Source organism: Psychrobacillus psychrotolerans (genome assembly GCF_900115805.1).
In the GTDB taxonomy this organism is placed as follows: Bacteria; Bacillota; Bacilli; order Bacillales_A; family Planococcaceae; genus Psychrobacillus; species Psychrobacillus psychrotolerans.
The window spans coordinates 101109-123375 of the sequence record NZ_FOXU01000005.1 but is presented as its reverse complement, the minus strand read 5'-3'; the positions used below and the strand labels follow the sequence as shown (position 1 = coordinate 123375).

The following is a 22267-nucleotide window of genomic DNA, read 5'->3' as shown; positions in this document are numbered from 1 at the left end:
CGTTATCCACCATCCTCACTTATGCTTAAAATAATCGTTACTAATACACCGACAACCGTTAAAGCTACACCTGCTTCAAATATGGTCACCGTTGTCAGTTCTGTTACACCGAAAATCGGTAAATCAAAATAGGCAAACGTCTGGGACATAAATGGAACTCCAAATAATATAGACCCAAAGCCTGTGGCTGTTGCGAGTAATACACCAACTGCTGCAACATATTTAAAATCTAACGGAAGACTCTTCTGTACCGTTTCAATATCTGTAGACAAGTATAGGAGTACAATGGCACTTGCTAACACTAGTCCACCTATAAATCCGCCACCGGGTGTATTATGACCTGAAAGAAATAAATACACACCAAATGTCAAAATGATAAATACAACAATCCTACTAATTGTCCGGAGTATGACATCATTGATCTTCAATGTTTTCATCCTCCTTTTTTGCTCTAAGCTTTATCATGGAGTACACACCTAAACCTGCTATAAATAGGACTACCACCTCAAGCATCGTATCAAAGCCACGGAAATCTCCCAATATAGCATTTACAATATTGGCTCCTCCAGCTAGTTCATAAGCATTCTCAAAGTAACTTGAAATTGGATCGAATTGATTGAAATCTACAACTGACAATCCTACTAAAACAACTAATAAGCCCACTGCCACAGATATTATTCCATTGATCCCTTTTGTACGTTTGGAAAGCTTTTCCTTCTTCCAATCTGGCAAGTGAGAAAAAGCTAATAGGAATAAGGCAGTAGTTACAGATTCTACGACTAACTGAGTTAAAGCTAAATCTGGTGCTCGGAAAATAACAAAAAAGATAGCGATAGAGTATCCTAATACTCCATTCAATAAGGTCGCTGTCATACGTGATTTTGCAAATAGCATTGATACTGCAGCAACCGCCATAATAGCCACTAAGCACACTTCATACACTCTAAACCCTGCATTTGTTGAAATATCAAATGCAAACGCTTTTGAATAAAACAAGTAACCACCTACGGTCACTATAAAGAATACGAATATATATAGTAAATAATGTCGTAATAATCCGTTCATATATCGATTAGTAATGAGATTAGATTTGCTCACTGCAGAAGCCAAAAAGTTACTATAAAGTGCATTAAATGTAAATCGCGAAGAAAACAATCCATAGATTGGTTTCCACAATTTAAGAAATTTAAAGAGAATTGCACCTACTATAATAACTCCAATGGTCATGAGTAATTCAGGATTTACTCCATGCCAAGCCGATATTTTTGGAGTTAAATCTGCTGAATCTCCAAAAGTAGGATAAATACTACTCATCGCAGGTTGCAATATATATTGACCTAATAGATTTGGAAAAAGGAATATACCAATAACCAAAGCGGCAAGAATCATTGGAGATATTAACATTCCAAATGGAGCTTCGTGAATAGGTTTGTCCAGTTTCTCTGGCTGAGGTTTCCCAAGAAATGCTTTAAAAATAATTATCATACAATATACAAATGTAAACACACTAGCAATCCAAGCTACAACAGGGAATATAATTCCAAAAGATGATAGATCAAAGATATCTACATTCATAATATGAACAGTTGCCGCAAAGAACATTTCCTTACTTAGGAATCCATTAAATGGCGGTAAACCAGCCATCGACAAACTTCCTATTAAAGCTACCGTAAATGTAAATGGCATTAATGTCATTAATCCACCAAGTCTTCGAACGTCCCTTGTTCCTAACTCGTGATCGAGAATTCCTACTACCATGAACAATGCACCCTTAAAGGTTGAGTGATTTATCAAGTGAAATAAAGCAGCAAATGTTGCTTGCGTGTACAGTACTGAATCCGCCGAATAGCCAAACTGCAATGCTATTGAACCTAAACCAAGCAAACTCATGATGAGTCCTAACTGACTAATAGTAGAAAAAGCTAGTAATGCTTTCAGATCAGTTTGTTTCACTGCATTAAAAGAACCCCAAAATAGAGTAATCATCCCGACTATACTCACTACCCAAAACCAAACTTCATCAGCTCCAAAAACTGGTGTGAAACGAGCCACCAAGTATATACCTGCCTTAACCATCGTAGCCGAGTGTAAGTAAGCACTGACCGGTGTTGGCGCCTCCATGGCATCCGGCAACCAAATATGGAAAGGAAATTGTGCTGATTTCGTAAAAGCTCCTAGCAATATTAAAATCATCGCAGGTATGAACAAAGAGTGTTCACTAAACTCACTTATACTTGCAATTATTTCTCGAATACTGAAAGAACCAGTCATTGTATGTAGCATGATAAATCCAACTAACATAGCAATTCCACCGCTTACTGTGATTAACATTGCTTTTTGTGCACCGTATCTCGATGCTTGTCGATGATTCCAAAAAGCGATTAACAGGAATGAGGAAACACTTGTTAATTCCCAAAAAACATATAACACCATTAAGTTATCAGAAAAGACAACTCCAAGCATGGCTCCCATAAATAATAATAAATAACAATAAAAGTGTTGTAAGGATTCTTTAGATGAAAGATAAAAAATGGAATATAAAATAACTAAACTTCCAACACCCGTAATTAAGAGAGCGAAAATCATACTTAATCCATCTAAATACGTCGTGAAGTTGAAATCTAATGTGGGAATCCATTCATATGTATGGACATAAGTTTTACCACTTGCTACCGAGGGAATTAGCCTAGCAAGTATGACGAATAAAACAAAAGGTACAATTAACACAAACCATCCAAGGTGAGCCTTTTTAAATCGCCTGTATGTAAAAGGCAGAAGTGCGGCCACGATAAATGGGATTAATATTACTAAATTTATAGAAAACAAATTTTAACCTCCTATTGGTTAAGCAAGAATTAGGATTGAGTGTGGGGGGGAAATACTTTTTCTAACTATAAGCTTGACTATCCTAACAACTAGTAGCATAATAGGATTCCATATGAGACCCTTCAAAATACATTAGTATTTAGGATATTTAACTTGCTTGTAAAAATACTTGAAGCATATTATGTATAGAATTGAAGTAGTTATGTTACTATACATGCACTTAATAATTATACATGAATGTAACGTACAACGCACTTTTAGTGTTTTGAAGCATATAATCTAACCCGATAAAATTACTCGAAAAATATATATAGGAATACAAAAAAGAGGTGTGTACAACCGTGAAACGCGTAAAAGGTCGAATGGATGAGAGTATACTTGTCTGCGTATACTACGGACCAAATGGAGAACGACTAATTAGAAGAGGACATAAGATGGCAAGTATGTTAGATTGTCCACTCTATATTCTAACAGTTGATCCACTTCCATATGATGCATTCAATGCTGAGAAATCCGGGTATATTGAACATTGGAAAGCTTTAGCTGAGGAGTTAGAAGTGGAAGAATTTATCATTCGTGACAACGAGAAACGTCCTTCACCAAAAGTTATTCAAGAAGTTGCTCATGGATTAAATATAACTCAAATTATAATAGGACAAACTGCACAAAGTAGATGGGAAGAAATAACAAAGGGATCCTTCATGAATGTCTTATTAAAAGAAATTCCTTTTGTTGATTTCCATGTGGTTTCAGTGGCTCGCTACATTAAAGATGAAGAAGATGGCATCTTCGAAAAAGGAGTCCGCGCTTATTTGGTTACAGACGGAGAGTCTTACAAAGTTTCTTTCACTTGTGCGAAGAATATGTGCCAAGAAGGAATTTTCTTCAAAGAAATTGGAACTGATTTTGATAATGGCATTTTCAAATTTATGCATAATAACAAAATGCATCAAGTTCATATACAAGAAAATCTTGTTACTGACCCAACTCAAGTTCCAGACAGTTGCAGCTTAAAAGCAAGATAAAAAGGAAACTCTTAGAGTTTCCTTTTTATTGTTGTTAGAAAGCACTTTAACTGGACATCGTTATTTTTCGGTCCTTCGGTAACGCCAAAGCCACTAATCCTATTATGGGCAATGTAGATACGACAATCATCGTCGTATAAACGCCTATATAATCCATCAATATACCAATTACTACTGCTCCTATTGCCCCCATACCAAATGCCAGGCCTACAGTTAAACCAGCCATCGTACCTATTTTACTCGGCACTAGCTCCTGTGCGTAGACTACAGTAACAGAGAAGCTTAGCATGATGAAAAATCCAATCGCAATAAGTAATAATATAATTGCCCAAACAGGTACATAAGGCAGTAGTAAACATAATGGAATAGGGACGGCCATCGACAATATAATGACATTGCGTCTACCCATCCGATCTGCCATTGGTCCACCAAATAATGTCCCAACAGCTCCTAATGCAAGGAAAACAAAGATAATTAACTGCCCTTCTTTAATGGTCATGCCATAGTTCTTCATCAAATGGAAAATATAAAAGTTGGTCATATTGGTCACATAAAAAGATCGCGCAAAAATTATTACCATAAGAAGCGCCAAAGCCACACCAATTTGTTTTTTAGTTAGTGCAGGGAGTGAAGAAAGAAGCGTTCTCTTTCGGTTGGAAAGTTTCTCTTCCTCCAACTGTTTTTTATACCAAGCAGAAATCTTAGACAAAAGAAATATCCCGACTGCCGCAACTACCAAAAAAAGTGCTGCTCCTTTTTGACCTAAAGGTACTAATATAAAAGCACTAATAAGTGGCGCAAGAGCTTGTCCAGAATTTCCTCCCACTTGATAAATCGATTGTGAGAGACCTCGCTTTGAACCCGCTGCCATAAAGGACACCCGTGAACCTTCTGGGTGAAATACTGCTGAACCCAATCCCAAAAATATGACCGACACGAGAATCATCCAATATTGTGGTGCTAGCGCTAATCCTGCCATTCCAACAAAGGAGCTCATCATTCCAAGTGGCAATGCATAAGGCATCGGTTTTTTATCACTTATGTACCCTACAACCGGTTGGAGGAGCGAGGCAACAATATTTAATGCGAATGAAATGAGCCCTAATTGGGTAAATGTAAGCCCTAATTCTAATTCCAATACAGGAAACATCGCAGGAATTACTGCCTGCAACGTATCATTAAATAGATGACACACACCTATTGCGAACATTATAGGATAAACTGGATTGCCCATTTTATGTTTCTCTTTAGCCATACACTCACATTCTTTCTTCATATTAACGAATAAAGTTATTATAGCGTAAATTTGACAAATTAATTAATAATGAGTGGAATAACGACTTAATTCATGGAAACACTAAGTTCTAAGCTGAACATGAAATGAGGTTAAAGAGAAAATATGGATACCTTTTTCGAGATGAACTTTTGGGAAATGATTTTGAGATCCACTCTTTCCTTTATTGCTTTGCTGATATTAGCAAGAATATTAGGAAAGAAACAACTGAGTCAACTCACATTTTTCCACTATATCACCGGTATAACAGTTGGTTCTATTGCCGCAGAAATTGCCTCTCAACATGAAACACCTTTTCTTGACGGGTTGATTTCACTTATTTGGTGGACATTACTTACTTGGTTAATGAGTTATGTATCATTGAAAATCCCTAAAGTTCGAACAATGATTGATGATGAACCTACCATTATCATAAAAGATGGTGAAATTAGTGTGAAATCTTTAAACTCAGCACGTTTACATATGGACGATTTACTAATGCTGCTAAGAGAGCAATCTATTTTTTCTATCCAAGATGTACATTATGCTGTCCTTGAAACAAACGGTCAACTTAGCGTCATGAAAAAGGTTGGTCAGCAGGGAGCAACCAAGCAGGATGTAAAAGTACCTCTTACTCTTCCTTTATTCATACCCTCTGAAATTATAGCGGACGGCAAAATTGTACAAAAGAATCTACAAGAATTAGATTTAACCGAAGAGTGGGTTATGAAGAAACTGAAAAAGCATGGGGTTGACTCGGTAAGTGACGTGTTTTATGCACAGTTACAAACAAATGGCTCGTTGTATATTAGCTTAAAAGATAATGGCATATAAAATAATCTTCATACGTCATTAGTAAATGTTTTAAAAGAAACGACAACAAGTGACATAATCACTTGTTGTCGTTTCTCTTTATTACGCTTGATTTAAATAACTTAGAATGGCACTACTCAACTTTTCTGGTGCCTCATACATACTCATATGACCTGCACCCTTTATAACTACATGTTTGAAGTTTTCGCCACTTGCTGTAAATGTCTTGTCAGCAGGAATAAGTTGATCACTTTCACCAGCTATTAATAGTACGGGTAACTTAGTATTCGCCAAAACTTCAGTACGATCCTTCCTTACTTTCATCGCGTTAAGTGCGTCTTTTGCCCCTTCTGGACTAGTTTCGTAGCCAATCTTCTTTACCTTTGTAAGAGACTGTCTATGAGTTTCTACATTTTCTGGGGCAAACAGCTTCGGAACCAGACCATCTATGAAAGGATCGATACCATCTTTGTCTATTTTACCTGCTGAAGCAGTTCTCCCTTTCTTCGCTTCTTCCGAATCCGGAAAACCTGTGGAATGAATCAATGAAAAGCCGTTTAAATATTGACTATAGCTTTCTGCGAATGCCAGTGTAATATAACCTCCGAGTGAATGGCCAAACATCGTCACCTTCTCTATTTTCAGTTCTTCTAAGAAACTCTTTAAAACGGATGCATATTGGTCAATATCTAGCACACCATCATGATTCTTCGATTCTCCATGACCAGGAAGGTCAATAGCAATTACTCTATAATCAGTAGAAAGTTCGTGGATTACTTCATTCCAATATTCAGAGCTTCCACAAAACCCATGGATAAATAGTAATACTTCTCCTTGACCTTCTTCTATATAAGCAATGTTTGAATTAGTAGTCTTCATAAAGTCATCTCCCTAGTATCTCATTAATCGATTGGTTCAACTCTTGAATGTTTACCCCATCTAGTTGTGTATTACTCAAATTATATTTCTTTTTTATAGAAAGAATTCTGTTCACACTTTCATCAATTCTTTGTTCGGAAATTTCTCCTGTTTTTACCGCTTGGAGAATTGCATCTTTCGCTTTAATAACATTTGCATAGTCATGGGCTACTAACACAATGTCATTTCCAGCTTTAACTGCAGATACTGCTGCTTCTCCTATCTCAAATGTATTTACGATTGCTTTCATCGTCATATCATCTGTGATAATAATCCCCTCGTAACCTAATTGTTTCCTCAAAATACCCTTAATAATCTTCTCAGATAAAGATGCCGGATATGTAGGGTCAATTTTAGGTAGCAAAATATGACCTGTCATTACAACTTCTGTCCCATGATTTATAGCTTTTTTAAAAGGTATTAACTCTAAGCCCTGTAAATCCTTTAAACTCTTTTGAATGATTGGAAGCTCTTTGTGGGAATCTACTGCAGTATCCCCATGCCCTGGGAAATGCTTTATAACAGGAATAACTTGCTCACTCTGAATACCTTCCATCGTTTGTATACCTAGTTCACTTACCTTCTGAGCATCTTTGCCAAAGGAACGGTCTCCAATTATAGGGTTTTCTGGATTGCTATTTATATCAAGAACAGGTGCAAAATCTAAGTTAAAGCCAAATGCACTTAATTGTTTCCCTAAAAGCTTTCCGATGCTATAAGAAAATGATGCGTCATTTCGAAATCCAATTTCTTCGTTTGTTGGTAGTTTAGTTAACTCTGGCAGCCTCGATATTCTCCCACCTTCTTCATCAATCCCTAAAAATAATGGCACTTTATTATTAGAGTTTTCTTGTTTGATGGCGTTTAGTAAAGTAACTGATTGATTGGCTTTCTTTAAATTGTCTTTGAACAAAATAATACCGCCGACTTGATGTGTAGATATAATTTTCTCTGTTTCATTGGTCATGACTTTCCCTTTTATACCTGCAAATATCATTTGACCCACTTTTTCTTCTAGACTTAAATCGGATAAAGAGACTTCTTTACCTTCTTTCACTTCCGTGAATACGGAAATGTGATGAACAGTTGGATTAGGATTTTCTTTCGATGGCTTCGGCAATATCCATTTCATTTGAAAGTCTTCAGTGACGTTATATATAAGTATCGTTTGATCTACTTGATCGTCTTTATAGCTTCTAATATCGTCAGGCTCACCTTTAATAGCTATAATATCTTCCAGATGTATTTGTTGGATCTCGGTGGAACTAGACCGTATATCAAACACAATCTCGGATTGATGACCAACCGTTACATCGTTTAACAAAAATTCTTCATAAATAGCACTACCATTCTTACCTTTTCGCTCTGGGGCTCCCCAGAGTTCACGCACTTTTTGAATGTTGGTTTCTCCTATGATAAAAGGCGTATTAATCGTTTGCCCTTTCTCCGCTAGTTCGAACAATAGGGATACAATGGATACCGTATCCGAAGACACCTCCAATGACACGTCCTCTTGAATTTTGTTCTCCTCCTTAGATTCTTTAAGCATTACAAATACGGCAATTACCAAAAAGAACAGAAGAAGTATTAACACTTTCTTCGTCATCATAAAAACCTCCAAACAAATGATGATGTAATCTCTACTTCCATAAGCCTAACCAATATATCGTTAATTTAACTGCATTATGTTTGATATATTTGTATTTCTCCAATATAGTACTAGATAAATACTAAAACTAGAAAAGAGGAATAGTTATGTCCATTAAAGATGCTATGATATGTGATATAGAAACGGGTATTTGCGGACCAGCAGAAACAGAGGAAGGTAATTCTGTTATAGGGCTAGTCGACTTAACTAACCTTTCTGCTAATAAGAATCCTGACCCAATTGAACAATTAGAAAAAGACAAATAAATAACCTAAAACGCCCTTCAGTAGTAAGTACTTAAGGGCGTTTCCTATTATCGTACTTCCTTCACCTCTAAATGCTTCATACAATTGTATAAATGACAAACATTTTCGTCATCCTTGAGTTCTACAATTGTAATGGCAGTGTTACCGATATCCCGAGAAAATTCACCATCTGGAACTAAAGCGTATAATAATCTACTGATAAAGCCTCCATGACTAACTACAAGTACTCTTTGACCTAAATGTTTTTTCTTTATTTCTTCTATAAAGGACATTCCACGAGATATAATTACATCTTCCGCTTCAAACCCCAGTTCTAAATCCCTCCAGGCCGGTCCCCACTTTGCAATCCGTTCCTCTTCAGTCGTACCTTCTATAATACCTCCGCCAATTTCCCCTAAGCGTTTATCTTCGTAAAAGTCGACTCTTGGATATTTCTGCGCAATAATTTCAGCTGTTTTTTTCGCACGGATGAGCGGACTTGTATATATAACGTCCCACTCCTCGTTCTGTATTCTTGTTGCTGCGCGCTCAGCCATATGTATTCCTTCCTCATCTAACGGTATATCTGTGTTTCCCTGCGCTCTACCTTCTTTGTTCCAAGCCGTAACGCCATGTCTTACAAACCCTATCGTTGTCATGAAATTTCCCCCTTACTTATTGTTTCATTATACTCAAAGTAAAATAGTTGAACAAATATCGCTTGACCTTCACGCAACGTCAAGGTTTAAGCTAAATGTATGAGGAGGTAATGAAGTGGAATACACAGTACAAACGCTTGGGCAGCTTGCTGGTATTAGTACTAGGACACTTCGGTATTATGATGAAATTGGTCTGCTTAAACCCGCACGTATCAATTCATCCGGCTACCGTATATACGGGGCTACTGAAGTAAATCGTCTGCAGCAAATTCTGTTTTATCGCGAACTTGATGTAAGTTTAGATACTATTAAAGCAATCCTAAATTCCCCTACATTCGATGGAGCTACTGCACTTAAACAACATCGGGAGAAATTACTAGAAAAAAGAGCAAAATTAGACACACTTATCAACAATGTGGATAAATCGATTGAACATACGGAAAGTAAGGCAAACATGACAGATAAAGAAAAATTTGAAGGCTTTAAACAAAAGCTTATCGATGACAATGAGGAAAAATACGGTAAAGAAATACGAAAAAAATACGGAGAAAATGCTGTAAGCTCATCTAATGCAAAAGTAAAAAATATGACCGAAGAGCAGTATGCAGAAGTACAGAAGTTAGAGGAGCAACTGTTTACCAACTTAAAAGTTGCTATGAAAACCGGAGATCCTGCCGGGGAACTAGCTCAAAAGGCGGCAGATTATCATAAACAGTGGCTTTGCTTTTACTGGGATCAGTACTCTAAAGAAGCTCACGCTGGCCTAGCTGAAATGTATGTCGCAGATGAACGTTTTACAGCTTATTATGATAAAGTACATCCAGGTGCAACTAAATTTTTACGAGATGCAATTGTAATTTATATAAAGTAAAACTTCAAACAGTGGGGTTTATTCATCCCCACTGTTTGTTAGTTGAACCAATCGGCTTGTATGGGTAGTTGTCTCGCACCTACGTTTTATTACTTTTCGACCAATATGGATATCCTCTGAATAACTTATCTATACCATAAACACCAACCAGTAACAAAAAGAAAGCTATGATATAATTGAACAAACTTTTCTCTATATCGAGGATATTTAATCAATATAGAAAAACAACAGCCCAGATAATTATTAATCCAATTTTAATACTATCCAACCTCCATTTAGTTTGGAAGTTCATCCATCGCGTTTTTTATTACTTTCTCTATTATGTGGATATCCTCTGGATAAGCTAAATCCAAGGTTTGAATTTCCTCCAGTGACTTCCAAGCAATATCATGAATAAACTCATCTGGATCCTGAATCGTAATTTCTCCACTTATAATCTCTACTAAAAAGTATTCTACAGAATAGGAAATCCCATGTTCACTTATAACACCATTTTTGTTATGTATTTTATCCAATGTTTTTACTACAAATCCCGTTTCCTCTACAAATTCCCTTATACAGCATTCTTCTATCGTTTCATCCTCTTCAAGCGTCCCAGACGGAACTGTCCATTTCTTCTCTTCTCCTGGAGCCGCTTGAAGTACCATCAACACTTCATTCTGTTCATTTACACAAATACCAGCCGCACCTTTCCAGCTAAACATTAGCATTCACTCCCTCTCTCTTATATCCAATCTTCCTCCGCTACATTAAGATCATAACGTGATTCCTTCAAATCCACACGTCCATTGGCAAGGAATTTGACCCCTTCTTCTTTTAACATGGCTTTTTGTGAGTAGGCCGATTCTTCATCAGCTATCACAATCTCTCCTTTTGCATTAATAACACGATGCCAAGGAAGATTATAATTGGCGCTCATGGAGTGTAAAACGCGAACTACCTGTCTTGCTCCTCTAGGACTTCCTGCAACTTTTGCAATCTGGCCATACGTCATTACCTTTCCTTGCGGGATAGACTTTATAATTTGAATTGCTTTTTCAGTAAAAGGATTCATCATGCAACTCCTTTCATTTCAACTTATTATAACTGACAATTTATAAAATTATAACTATATTTAGTCTAGTACCTTGCATAAGATAATACCGTATGTTATATTCTATCCAAGGTACTGCACATTAACTAGTAGTGTCAGGGGGAAAGAAAAGATGAATATTCAATTTAAAAAAGGAGTATTAAATTTATGTGTGCTTGTTTTATTGGATAAGCAAGATCGGTATGGATATGAGCTAGTTCAAAAAATATCCGATCAAATCTCAATATCGGAAGGATCTGTCTACCCATTATTAAGACGATTGACGAAGGAAGGCTATTTTACAACGTATTTACAAGAGTCCACAGAAGGACCCCCTCGTAAATATTACAAGCTAACTGACTTAGGTCGCTCCTACCTACATGAACAAATAATAGAATGGCAAAGTTTTACTAACGGTGTAAATAATCTAATTGAAGAGGGTGTAAAAAATGACTGAGCAACAATTTTTATATGAATTAGAACTTGCATTAACAAGCTTACCCGCTGAGGAAAGAAACGATATTCTTTCTGATATTAAAGAGTATTTCTCGAGTGGAAGAGAAGATGGAAAATCTGATAGGGAAATCGCAGCTTCTTTAGGATCTCCAAAAGAAATTGCAGAGGAGCTTTCCGAAAACCAAATTCAAATTCCAGATAAAATTACACCGAGCAATAAAATCATTAAAGTACCTCATGCAAATTTCTCGAATGTAATGATGGATATCGACTTCGGTTCATTACACGTGACCTCTTCAGATACCGAGGAAGCAACTATCGAGTTAGTGGGAGAAAACGACAAATTACAATTGACAGCTGAAGTAGTAAACGACACATTATCGATTCGGTTAAAAACTAAAAAGTATAAATTTTTTAGTTTCATATTCTTAATAAAAGAACTGAGAGTAAACGTTGCTCTACCTAAAAAACTGTATACGACTGTAATCATGAAAACCGATAATGGTCGTATTCGTGCAGAAAAAATACTCGGGAAGAATATTAAGATAACATCAGATAACGGCAGTATTGGACTGAAAGAATTTGCTGCAACTATTCTAGTAGCGGAAACGGACAATGGACGGATTGAAATGGAGAAAATTCAAGCTGATAAACTTACCGCTGAAACGGATAACGGCAGAATAGAACTTCAAAGTATTGATGCGGAGCAAGTTCACACGGAGACCGATAACGGTAGAATTATGATGCAATATGTTAACGGCAGTATTACAGGAAAAACAGATAATGGCAGAATCGAGCTATTAACTACTAGCTTGGATCGAATGATTGATTTGGAAACGGATAACGGAAGTATATTAGTAGAAACAGAAACAGATCCTACAAATGTATCGATTCATACAAAAGTGGATTATGGCAAAATAAGTGTGTTCGGCGAAAAAAATTCTCGCACTGTATTTGGTGCAGGTGCAAACAAAGTACGCCTTTCTTCAGATAACGGAAAAATAATAGTTGAGAAGAAGAAAGTACCTGTGTTTGAATGAACAAAAAGGAGGAGATTCGTGACTAACGTCATGGATTCCCCTCCTTTTATATATTGGAAGTATTAAACGATTCTAACTAACAAGATCATTTCCCCAACTAAACACTCCATTATTCAAACTAAACTGTTCAACATTCCAGCTAAAGACAATTTTTTAATGAAAAAAACCCTTCAAGACAACGAATGTCTTGAAGGACTTTGAAATAAAACTTTTCTATTTGTCCAGACTTCAACGCCTAGCCCCTCGAGTCGCTTCAGACTTGCGGGGCTTGCAAAGGCGCTTGTGCTTTTCTTGTTAGTTTTCTTCTACTTCTTTACGGTTTTTCTTGAATAGTTTCGATAAAATCTCATAAACGATTGGTACAACAATTAATGTTAATAACGTTGAACTTGTTAAACCACCGATTACCGTAATACCAAGACCTTTCGAGATTAATCCACCGCCACCTGAACCTATTGCTAACGGTATTAATGCACCAATCGTTGCGATTGCTGTCATTAAAATTGGACGAAGACGAGTTGCCCCAGCTTCCAGAATTGCATCACGCATACTCATACCATCACGTTCCATATGAATGATTCGGTCCACTAATACAATTGCATTTGTTACTACGATTCCTATTAACATGAGCATACCCATCATTACCGATACAGAAATAGTTTCTCCTGCGATCAATAACCCAACGAATGATCCGATAACTGCAAACGGTAAAGAGAATAGGATAGCAAACGGTGCTACACCCTCACGGAATGTTACAACTAAGATAAAGTAAACAATTGCGATAGCCGCAAGCATTGCAATTCCAAGTTGTGTAAACGTTTCTTCCATGTCAGCTGCTACACCAGCAACACCAACTTCAACACCCTTAGGTAAGTCTAATTTATCAATTGCTTTATCTACTTCAGATGTTGCGACTGAGATATCATCTCCAAGGATTGTTCCTGCTACAGTTGCATAATACTCCCCTTTACTACGTGCAAGCGTATTAAGCGTTGTTCCTTCTTCTACTGTTACAAGCTCAGAAAGAGGCATTGTTGTTCCCAATGCTGTAGGAATTTCTGTAGCTAAAATATCATCTACAGACTTTGGTTGTTCTGCTTTTTCTTGTTGAACTACTACATCTAATGTATTGCCTTCTTTTTCAATAGTCGTCAATACATCTTTTGTATTTGTTGGACTTAACATCATGACAATTTGGCCTGTCGTTAAGCCATATTGTAGTAATTCATCCTGCTCTACTTTGAATGTATATTCGACATAAGCATCTTCAGTACTAGAAGAAACGTCTTCTAAACCGTCATTTTTACTCATTACATCTTCTACCATTTTTACAGCTTCATCTAATTTGTTTAAATCTTCACTGTAGAATGTGTAGCTAACTTCATTTGAAGACATTGACATAGCGGAGAAGTTTTGGCTCTTCCACTCGCCTGATTGCTCAAGATTAAATACGTATTCTTCAATTTCTTCACGAGCTCCTGGGAAATTTTCCATTTCTGGATCGAAGATAAGGTACATTAATGCACCACCTGCTCCGCCACCCATCATCGCAGCCGCTGGATCTATACTATCGCTATCTGTTACAGACAGTTGAAGAATATCGATATCTTTACGCTTTAATAACTCTTCTTCTACTGCAGCAACGTTTGCTAATGTATCATCTTTTAATTCACCAGCTTCTGGTGTATACGTTAAATACATAACCTTTTCTTCTTCACTTCCTAAGAAGCTAAAACCGATTAATGGAGTTAATGCTATACTTCCAGCCAGTAAAACGATAGAAACAATTGAAGTAATTACTTTATGGTTTAGCGTCCATTCTAATATACGCTTATAACCATTTGCTAGCTTACCAGCCTCTTTATGATTACTTTCTTTCTTCTCACCATATAATTTCTTCTTAAATAAGAAGTGAGACAATGCTGGAACGATTGTAATTGCCACAAGTAAGGATGCCAAAAGTGCAAACGACATCGTTAATGCGAAAGGTAAGAACAATTCTCCGACCATGCCACCAACAAATAGTAACGGTGCGAATACTGCAATCGTAACTAAGGTAGAAGATAGTATTGGTTTGAACATTTCAATAGTCGCTTCACGTACAAGTGCACGACCTGATAACTTCTCATCTTTTAAGTGAATACGACGATAAATATTTTCCACTACTACAATGGAGTCATCTATTACCCGTCCTATCGCAACTGTAATGGCCCCGAGGGTCATAATATTTAACGTAATATCCATCCAGTTCAATAATAGTAATGCCATGAATATAGAAACTGGTATAGATATGATTGAAATTACCGTAGATTTAAAATCACGTAAAAACAGTAATATGATTAATACAGCAATCAATCCACCAAATAAAGCTTTTTCAATCATTGTAAAGACTGACTCTTCAATTGGCTCACCTTGGTCTAACGATATATCAATAACAAGACCATCAATATTTTTTTGTTCTTCTTTAATCAGTTCTTTCACGCTATTAACAACATCAACTGTATTTGCTTCCTGCCCTTTAACAATCTGAACAGAAATTGCATCTTCTCCGTTTGTACGGGATACAGATTGAACTCTTCCTACTTCTTCAATAGTAGCAATATCACTAAGTTTCACAAATGGAGATGGATTTGTTGCTGATGGTGTTACTGGGATCAGCATTTCTTTTAACTCATCTGAAGTCATGAATTTACCATCTACTGAAATAGCTTCTTCGCCTTCTTCAAATTCATAAAGGCCTAGTGAAACAGCTAAATCACTTGCTTGAATCATTTGCTTGACGTCGTCTGTTTTTAAACCCAACTCAGTCATTTTTGCTTCATTATACGTAAGCTCAACTTCCTCGATATGCTGACCTGCAATAGTTGCAGAGGCTACTCCATCGATTTTCTCGATTTTAGGAACTAAAAGCTCTGAAACTGTAGATGTTAACTCTACAATGTCCTCTGATTTACTACTAACGCTTAACGCCACAACAGGCATCATATTCAAGCTAATAGCAGTGACGATTGGCTCCTGTGCACCTTCTGGTAATTTAACAGCTTCCAATGCAGATTTTAAAGCTCGATTTGCTTCGTCCATATCTTCGCCATACTCGTACTCTACTTGAATACTAGCCATATTAGAATTCGAATTTGAATATACGGATTTTACTCCTGCTAGGTTTTCTACTGCTTTTTCTAAAGGCATGGATACGTCTTCCATAACCTGCTCAGGTGTTGCACCTGGATAGACATCCATAACCATTAAATATGGAATGGAAATATCCGGAATTGTTTCCATGTTCATACGTGTTCCAGAATAAATACCCGATACAGTAATAATAATTGTAAGTAACCATACCGCTAATTTATTTTGAAGTACAAAATTGACTAAACCTTTCACACTTACACCTACCCCTAATTGACTTTAATTTCTCAATTACTTATAATAATGACTAATTAGTCAGTTGTCAACAATATGAACTAGGAGCGATTGTTTTAAATGGGTAAAAAACAGTTAATTATGGAAAGAGCATTAGAGCTTTTTGCAGAACAAGGATTCGAACCAACCTCTGTTCAACAAATTACAGAACGTTGCGGTATTTCTAAAGGAGCATTTTATTTGTCTTTTAAATCGAAAGACGAATTGATAGTAGCATTAATCGATCAATTTATGAGTCAAATGATTTCAAATACTGACTACCAGGTCACTAACATGCAAAATAATGAATTATCATTATATAATTTTTACTTTACAATGTTTCAAGCCTCCCAAAAACATTCAAATTTCGCTAAAATTTTAATGAAGGAGCAGTCACACTCTTTTAATAGCGAGCTTGTATTAAAGTTTCATGATTATGATAAGTTATTAGAGAAAACTATCCTAACCATGACAGAAAAGTTATTTGGAGAAAGAATCGAAAATACCAAATATGATTTAGTCTATTGTATTAAAGGTTTTATAAGTATCTATTCAGAGTTGATATTATTCAACAATGTTCCGGTAGATTTGGAACAACTTGCACAATCTTTAGTTGAAAAAACAAATTTACTTGCATCCCAGGTCACCATTCCATTTGTCACTAAAGAAATTTTTCAACTCAGACGGTTGTCTAAAACAGAAATTACAAACGATCAATTGTTAGAAGTTCTAGAACAAAGTTTAAATGAAGCGGAAGAACCACTTGAACAAGAGTCTCTGAGTTTGTTAAAACAGCATTTATTGGAGCCCTCTCTTAGTCCCGCCCTAGTAGAAGGCCTGTTAAAAAATATTCAAGATTACCCTAATTGTAAATGGATTGCATTTTTGCTCCGTAACTATTTAAAGTTAAACTCTATTAAATAAGCATGCTTTATTGGAGATTATTACAAGGTTCGTACTGACATAAATCGGGTATTTTATACACAACACTTCAAATAATAAGAGAGTTGAGATAAAATGTTTGGTTTTTCAGATTTGCTTTCTTTAATAATTTCAGCTTTTATCATCTTGCCAATTGTTATATTTTTGCGAGAAACGGGTTATTTAATAGTAAGTGAGATTTTCGGTGTAAAGAACCCCAGATTGACTATTGGATCTGGACCTAGACTTTTCAAATTTTGGATAATTGATGTACGAAAACATTATCATCTATTTAGTTGGTTTTCATACGACGCTCTAAAAAGAGAAAGTAAACTAGCGTATATATGTATATACGCAGGTCCTATTCTGATGAATCTGTCGGTAGCTCTAGTCCTAAACGCGTTATTGGCAAACGGTCTGTTAGAAGAATATCGAACATTTTGGGATCGGTTTGTGTTTTATGCGTTTTATTATGTTTTGTTCGATATTATTCCTATGAGAACTATAAATGGGATGCCAAACAATGGAATGATCATTTACGAAATGCTTCGTTATGGAAAACGAACAGATTACAACCATGAACCTTTTATATACAAGACAACCGATATTGAAGAAGAATACCAAGAAACTCAAGAAGAAATAAGGCAGAAGTATAAAGACGAAAAATGATAAGGAAATACGAAGAGCTAGACAAAAGGGTACTTACTTTACCCCAAACTTTGTCTAGCTCTTTTTGTATGACAATAAAGATTAAATTATCCTTCTTCCCATTTGCGCTAACGCATAGTGTATACCGTGCTGTAATGTTTGGAAGCAATCGAAGTTAGATAATTGAACATTTGACTGAGTAATAATAATACTTAACTGCGGGGAGATACCCACTAGTATCGTCGTCACACCTATTAAAGTGGAAGCTGACCCGATTTTTTCGATAAAACTCGCTGTATGTTGACTGATATTTTCATTCAGTCCTGTTAAATCAAGTACTACATACTTTGCCTTGTGTGAAGGTAAATTAGTTAATGTTTTCTCTAGTAATGCCTCTGAACGGTCTTCATCATACTTACCGATCAACGGTACCACAACTATTCCATCCAACACGGGAATAATAGGTGATGAGAGTTCCTGTACTAATTCAGTTAAGTCTCTTACTTTATCCTCCACTACTGCTTCTAAATGAAGAATCTCATCCATTTCTGTTTTTCGAGCAAGCTGACCAATATTATGATTTACTGTAATAGTAGATGGGAAGTACTTTACTTCTGTAAATTCATGACCTTGTATTTGATCTTTTACTACCTCATACCACATATTTTCATTTAGAAGTCCAGAGAATATGCCAGCATAATGGGCAGGCATGTATTTTCCTCCCACCGACTTTTCTTGTGCTTTATTTATTTTGTATTCCCAGCTATTTTTAAATTTTGCAGTGAAGGTCTTTTCTTCGATATTTAGATTTTCTACTTTAGCTAATCCCCAGCCAGCGGAAGAATATGTGTTTGTAATAAGACCAACTGCTTCTGTAACACTTACGTTTTTCATATTTTGAAAGTACTCTCCCACCACTATCCCCTGGCGAAATCCTGTAGCTTCAAAAACTAAGTTTGATGCTTCAACTCCAGAAACCTCTTCAATTGTATCGAAGAAGGATTTCATCGCAGAGGAAACCCAGAAAAGAACAGCGTCCTGTTGTTCAAATAGAAACTCCCCTTTTTCCAGATCCCAGTTAAAACTAATTCCACCTATATCAATACCTGCCTGTTTGTCCATTTATAAGACCCCTTTATATTTTCGAAATTATGTATGTACCAGTAAACTTCCTACACTAAAAGAGATTCTACTATAAATTTAGTTTACTACTACAAGGCATAAAAGGACAAAATTATATAGTTTCCAGCTTCAAATGAACAGAATCTACTAGCTTCTTATACCCAATTTCCTGATAAATTTTATTGGAGGTTGGATTGAGCATATCTGTATACAACACACAAAACTCAAATTCCTTTAATAACTCTTTACTACCTGCCGCAACCACAGTTCTTCCATACCCTTTTCCTCGTTTTTCTGCTGGTGTAAAAACAAGTGAAACCGTAACCCCTTTTTTTGTTGGCCTAGCCTTTTTCATCATGGATACAACTTCCCCTTGGTTTTCCCAAAGAAAGACTTCATTACCCTCTAACATTTTATTCACACGTTTTTTTATTTCTACTGGAGCTGTCGTTGATAATCCAGTATCTCGTTCAAACTGGCTATACCATTTCTCTATTAGAAGTGCATCGTTAAGAGTTGCGTAACGCCATGAGCCTGGACTCATTTTAAGAGACACCTCTACTTGGTCCAGTCTATAAAGTCCTTGATCCATCATGAAAGAGTATGTTCCTCCTGTTTTTTCTTTCCACTTTTCCGCAAACATAATAGCCCATTCCTTTACACTGATGATGGATTCTACTCGTATGGAATGTTTAATCAATTCTGCGGTACATAAGTCAATACAAGCAGATATATGCTTTTTATCTACAAATACAATATTTAGGGGATGGGGAGGGGTCATTTGAAAAATTGCTAATAACTCACCTTCCTCTTCAATAGTTGCCATGTAAGGGTTATTGTATGCTCCAGCTCTTATCCCGTTTAAAACACCAAGAAATAAGCTGAACTTATCCTCGTTTGTTTCCAAAAAGGGTGTTACTTTGCCCGCAAATTTTTCTACACTTTCATAATGCTGAAAATTCATATAATTGACCTCCTCTATATCTTTGTATGTTAATATAACTTAAAACACTAAGGAAGGGGTATACTTTTATGAAAGTTGTATCAATTCGAGATATCCATATAGGAATGGGTATTCCAAAAGTTATTGTTCCCCTTATAGGAAGAACAATAGAAGAGCTTCTTTTAGAGATAAAAAGCCTTCAAACTAACTTCGAAATCATTGAATGGCGAGCGGACTTTTTAGAGGGAATTGAAGATATTACTAAAGTAAAAAAAACACTTTCCACATTGCGAGAAGTACTATATCCCACCCCTCTTCTATTTACTTTTAGAACACATCGTGAAGGTGGAAGTAAAATAATAGAAGACTCCTACTACGAAACCCTACTAGTAGAAGTGATGAAAACAAAAGAAGTTGATTTGATAGACGTGGAGTTGTTTTCCCCGAAAGTGACGGAAATAATGCAAGCAGCAAAAGGAACGGACGTTTTCATCATTATGTCTAATCACGACTTCGAAAAGACTCCCGCCAAGGAAGAAATCATATGGAGACTTAAAAGAATGCAAGAGTTAGATGCACATATATCTAAAATCGCTGTAATGCCAAACAATCCAACAGATGTTCTGACATTGCTAGATGCAACCTACACAATGTACTCCTTATATGCAGACCGTCCAATTATTACTATGGCTATGGCTTCTACTGGTGTAATTAGTCGACTCGCTGGAGAAGTTTTTGGCTCCGCCGCAACATTTGGTTCTGGCGTAGCTTCTTCTGCTCCAGGGCAAATTCCAGCCGTTGACCTTAAATATATTTTAGGGTTAATACATACAAAACAAGAGTAGCAGCTGTTCTCATTGTGCAGGAGTCACCGCCGGTAATTAGAAATTCATCATTAAATACTAATAAAACCCCACCCTTTTCTACTAGAAAAGGACGGGGTTTTGTTTATTTTAATATATCTAGGATTTCTTCTGATACATATGTTTTCTTATCTTTTAACACCGGTTTTTCTAAAAATAATTGTAGGCTCTTATTGTAACTAAAAGCTTTTGTATCGCGAAAAATCTGGAAAGAACTGTTGCCTTTTAAAAGTGTCACTAACTTTTGCGTAGAAGTAGAATAGCTTTTTACTTCATATCCAAGTTGCTCTGCTACTTTACGAAGCGGAATCATTTTTGTCCCATTTTGTATAAAGTGATCATTTTCAATAATATGTTTTAAATCAGGAGAAAGATAATTTAGAGCAACAACCTTCAATGGAGTTGTTTGGTCGGGTACGCCTTCCATCCCTCTTTTAGTAACAGCATAAAAGACAATAAGCTCTTTTTCCACTAAATCCTCCTGAGTTATTACTTCGTTTTTCTCATTACGCAATTCAGTTTCTTCGGAAATAGTTAACTGAAGTTTTCGATCTAAACTAATCATATCTTGGTCAAACTTCGCCACTTTCACAAAACTAAATTCTTCTTTGCCAGGAACAAAGAGAAGTTCCGGAGTTATTTGTGCTGGATAAATTAAAATCATTGGCTTGTTTTTATCATAATAAGCCTCTATTTTCTGCCCTATTTGGAAAGACTCTTTTTTAACTGTCTCTGCGTTTTTTCCTTTAAACAATCGTACATTTTTATCAAGTGTGAAGATAGTCGTAATTGGCTCATCCTCTTCTGTCACTACCGTAAGCGCTAACTTATTTTTATCGTTTGTTATTTCTGTTATAACACCTGAAAATTTTATGAAGTCGGACGTATCACTAACTTCACCAGGTGAGGACATAGCTACTATTTTAATAGGAGCTGTTTGAGCAGGAATGCTTTTAGTAGCCATCGTATAGAATACAATAAGCTCTTTTCCGCTTAAGTCTGCTCTTGCTATTTTTTCTCCGTCGGTATTTTCTAGAATTGTTTTGTCATCTACATTCAAATTCAATTCATTGTCTAAACTACGAAGCTCTTCATCAAATTTCCCTACTTTAACAGAACCGAATGTTTTAGCATCATGCACAATAACTAATTCGGGTGAAATTTGTGCTGGATATATCATAATCATCGGTTTATCTTTATCATAATAGGCGTCTATTTGTTGACCTTTTTGAAACGCCAATTTTTCCATTTCCTTCGTCGATCCACTATTGTATACCATTGTTTCATCCGTTAGATTGTAAAAAGTAATCTGTGGCTCTTTACCATTTGTTTCTACCGTTAAAGTAACAGTTCCCTTTTTTTCTTCCACTTTTGTTATAACCCCGGTTGCTTTTATAAAGTTAGTCGTTTCTACTTTTGCTTCATCACTTTGTGCAAAGGCAGAACCTTGGCTCCATACAAGCCCGAACATTAAAATCATTACAAAAGCTCCGTATATTTTCTTCATCCAATCACTCCTCTT

At 36.2% G+C, this 22267-nt stretch carries 21 protein-coding genes; 9 read left to right on the top strand and 12 right to left on the bottom strand.

The window, feature by feature from the left end; all coding sequences use genetic code 11:
• Positions 1 to 2: 2 nt before the first annotated feature.
• Both BM260_RS11345 and BM260_RS11340 read right to left on the bottom strand, forming a co-directional pair.
• The gene (locus BM260_RS11345) at positions 3 to 428 is read right to left on the bottom strand and encodes a Na(+)/H(+) antiporter subunit B (RefSeq protein ID WP_093537465.1); all 426 of its coding nucleotides are present in this window, start codon (positions 426 to 428) and stop codon (positions 3 to 5) included.
• A complete protein-coding gene (locus tag BM260_RS11340) occupies positions 415 to 2826 on the bottom strand; it encodes a Na+/H+ antiporter subunit A (protein ID WP_093537464.1) in 2412 nt (803 codons plus the stop codon). The genes BM260_RS11345 and BM260_RS11340 overlap by 14 nt, the downstream gene beginning before the upstream one ends.
• 341 nt (positions 2827 to 3167) lie before the next feature.
• Here BM260_RS11340 and BM260_RS11335 point away from each other — a divergent pair, with 341 nt between their 5' ends.
• Positions 3168 to 3851, top strand: coding sequence for an adenine nucleotide alpha hydrolase family protein (locus BM260_RS11335; RefSeq protein WP_093537463.1), 684 nt, complete (start codon positions 3168 to 3170; stop codon positions 3849 to 3851).
• A gap of 46 nt (positions 3852 to 3897) precedes the next feature.
• Here BM260_RS11335 and BM260_RS11330 read toward each other — a convergent pair whose 3' ends face one another.
• The gene (locus tag BM260_RS11330) at positions 3898 to 5106 is read right to left on the bottom strand and encodes an MFS transporter (protein WP_093537462.1); all 1209 of its coding nucleotides are present in this window, start codon (positions 5104 to 5106) and stop codon (positions 3898 to 3900) included.
• A gap of 144 nt (positions 5107 to 5250) precedes the next feature.
• On the opposite strand from BM260_RS11330, the gene BM260_RS11325 reads away from it, so the two are divergent.
• The gene (locus BM260_RS11325; protein ID WP_093537461.1) at positions 5251 to 5958 is read left to right on the top strand and encodes a YetF domain-containing protein; all 708 of its coding nucleotides are present in this window, start codon (positions 5251 to 5253) and stop codon (positions 5956 to 5958) included.
• Between the two features lie 81 nt (positions 5959 to 6039).
• Here the strand turns inward: BM260_RS11325 and BM260_RS11320 are convergent, their stop codons facing one another.
• Together BM260_RS11320 and nagZ are read right to left on the bottom strand one after the other, a co-directional pair.
• On the bottom strand, positions 6040 to 6816 hold the full coding sequence (locus BM260_RS11320; protein WP_093537460.1) for an alpha/beta fold hydrolase: 777 nt from the start codon (positions 6814 to 6816) through the stop codon (positions 6040 to 6042).
• A gap of 4 nt (positions 6817 to 6820) precedes the next feature.
• The gene (gene nagZ, locus BM260_RS11315; protein ID WP_093537459.1) at positions 6821 to 8461 is read right to left on the bottom strand and encodes a beta-N-acetylhexosaminidase; all 1641 of its coding nucleotides are present in this window, start codon (positions 8459 to 8461) and stop codon (positions 6821 to 6823) included.
• Between the two features lie 149 nt (positions 8462 to 8610).
• Between nagZ and BM260_RS18445 the strand changes: the two genes are divergently transcribed.
• Positions 8611 to 8769, top strand: coding sequence for a hypothetical protein (locus tag BM260_RS18445; protein ID WP_175496279.1), 159 nt, complete (start codon positions 8611 to 8613; stop codon positions 8767 to 8769).
• 47 nt (positions 8770 to 8816) lie between these two features.
• On the opposite strand, the gene BM260_RS11310 is transcribed toward BM260_RS18445, so the two are convergent.
• Positions 8817 to 9407 carry a histidine phosphatase family protein gene (locus BM260_RS11310; protein WP_093537458.1) on the bottom strand — a complete coding sequence of 197 codons (591 nt, stop codon included), beginning with the start codon at positions 9405 to 9407 and terminating at the stop codon, positions 8817 to 8819.
• 115 nt (positions 9408 to 9522) lie between these two features.
• On the opposite strand from BM260_RS11310, the gene BM260_RS11305 reads away from it, so the two are divergent.
• Entirely contained in the window at positions 9523 to 10278 is a 756-nt protein-coding gene (locus BM260_RS11305) for a MerR family transcriptional regulator (RefSeq protein WP_093537457.1), read from the top strand.
• Positions 10279 to 10553: 275 nt separating this feature from the next.
• On the opposite strand, the gene BM260_RS11300 is transcribed toward BM260_RS11305, so the two are convergent.
• Positions 10554 to 10982 carry an NUDIX hydrolase gene (locus tag BM260_RS11300; protein WP_093537594.1) on the bottom strand — a complete coding sequence of 143 codons (429 nt, stop codon included), beginning with the start codon at positions 10980 to 10982 and terminating at the stop codon, positions 10554 to 10556.
• Positions 10983 to 11002: 20 nt separating this feature from the next.
• Entirely contained in the window at positions 11003 to 11332 is a 330-nt protein-coding gene (locus tag BM260_RS11295; RefSeq protein WP_093537456.1) for an MGMT family protein, read from the bottom strand.
• Positions 11333 to 11483: 151 nt separating this feature from the next.
• Here BM260_RS11295 and BM260_RS11290 point away from each other — a divergent pair, with 151 nt between their 5' ends.
• Both BM260_RS11290 and BM260_RS11285 read left to right on the top strand, forming a co-directional pair.
• Positions 11484 to 11807 (top strand): PadR family transcriptional regulator, encoded by a 324-nt coding sequence (locus tag BM260_RS11290; protein ID WP_093537455.1) that lies wholly within the window; start codon positions 11484 to 11486, stop codon positions 11805 to 11807.
• Positions 11800 to 12846, top strand: a complete 1047-nt coding sequence (locus tag BM260_RS11285) for a DUF4097 family beta strand repeat-containing protein (RefSeq protein WP_093537454.1) — start codon at positions 11800 to 11802, stop codon at positions 12844 to 12846. The genes BM260_RS11290 and BM260_RS11285 overlap by 8 nt, the downstream gene beginning before the upstream one ends.
• Before the next feature lie 294 nt (positions 12847 to 13140).
• Here BM260_RS11285 and BM260_RS11280 read toward each other — a convergent pair whose 3' ends face one another.
• Positions 13141 to 16230: an efflux RND transporter permease subunit gene (locus tag BM260_RS11280; RefSeq protein WP_093537453.1), complete on the bottom strand. Its 3090-nt coding sequence runs from the start codon at positions 16228 to 16230 to the stop codon at positions 13141 to 13143.
• A gap of 99 nt (positions 16231 to 16329) precedes the next feature.
• Here BM260_RS11280 and BM260_RS11275 point away from each other — a divergent pair, with 99 nt between their 5' ends.
• Both BM260_RS11275 and BM260_RS11270 read left to right on the top strand, forming a co-directional pair.
• Positions 16330 to 17172: a TetR/AcrR family transcriptional regulator gene (locus tag BM260_RS11275; RefSeq protein ID WP_093537452.1), complete on the top strand. Its 843-nt coding sequence runs from the start codon at positions 16330 to 16332 to the stop codon at positions 17170 to 17172.
• A gap of 93 nt (positions 17173 to 17265) precedes the next feature.
• A complete protein-coding gene (locus BM260_RS11270; RefSeq protein WP_093537451.1) occupies positions 17266 to 17838 on the top strand; it encodes a hypothetical protein in 573 nt (190 codons plus the stop codon).
• Positions 17839 to 17919: 81 nt separating this feature from the next.
• Here BM260_RS11270 and BM260_RS11265 read toward each other — a convergent pair whose 3' ends face one another.
• Complete coding sequence (locus BM260_RS11265; RefSeq protein ID WP_093537450.1) at positions 17920 to 18939, bottom strand: STAS domain-containing protein; 1020 nt, start codon at positions 18937 to 18939, stop codon at positions 17920 to 17922.
• 112 nt (positions 18940 to 19051) lie between these two features.
• Positions 19052 to 19903, bottom strand: coding sequence for a GNAT family N-acetyltransferase (locus tag BM260_RS11260; protein ID WP_093537449.1), 852 nt, complete (start codon positions 19901 to 19903; stop codon positions 19052 to 19054).
• A gap of 68 nt (positions 19904 to 19971) precedes the next feature.
• Between BM260_RS11260 and aroD the strand changes: the two genes are divergently transcribed.
• Positions 19972 to 20727: a type I 3-dehydroquinate dehydratase gene (aroD, locus tag BM260_RS11255; protein WP_093537448.1), complete on the top strand. Its 756-nt coding sequence runs from the start codon at positions 19972 to 19974 to the stop codon at positions 20725 to 20727.
• A 103-nt stretch (positions 20728 to 20830) separates the two neighbouring features.
• Here aroD and BM260_RS11250 read toward each other — a convergent pair whose 3' ends face one another.
• Complete coding sequence (locus BM260_RS11250; RefSeq protein WP_093537447.1) at positions 20831 to 22252, bottom strand: stalk domain-containing protein; 1422 nt, start codon at positions 22250 to 22252, stop codon at positions 20831 to 20833.
• Between the last annotated feature and the right edge of the window lie 15 nt (positions 22253 to 22267).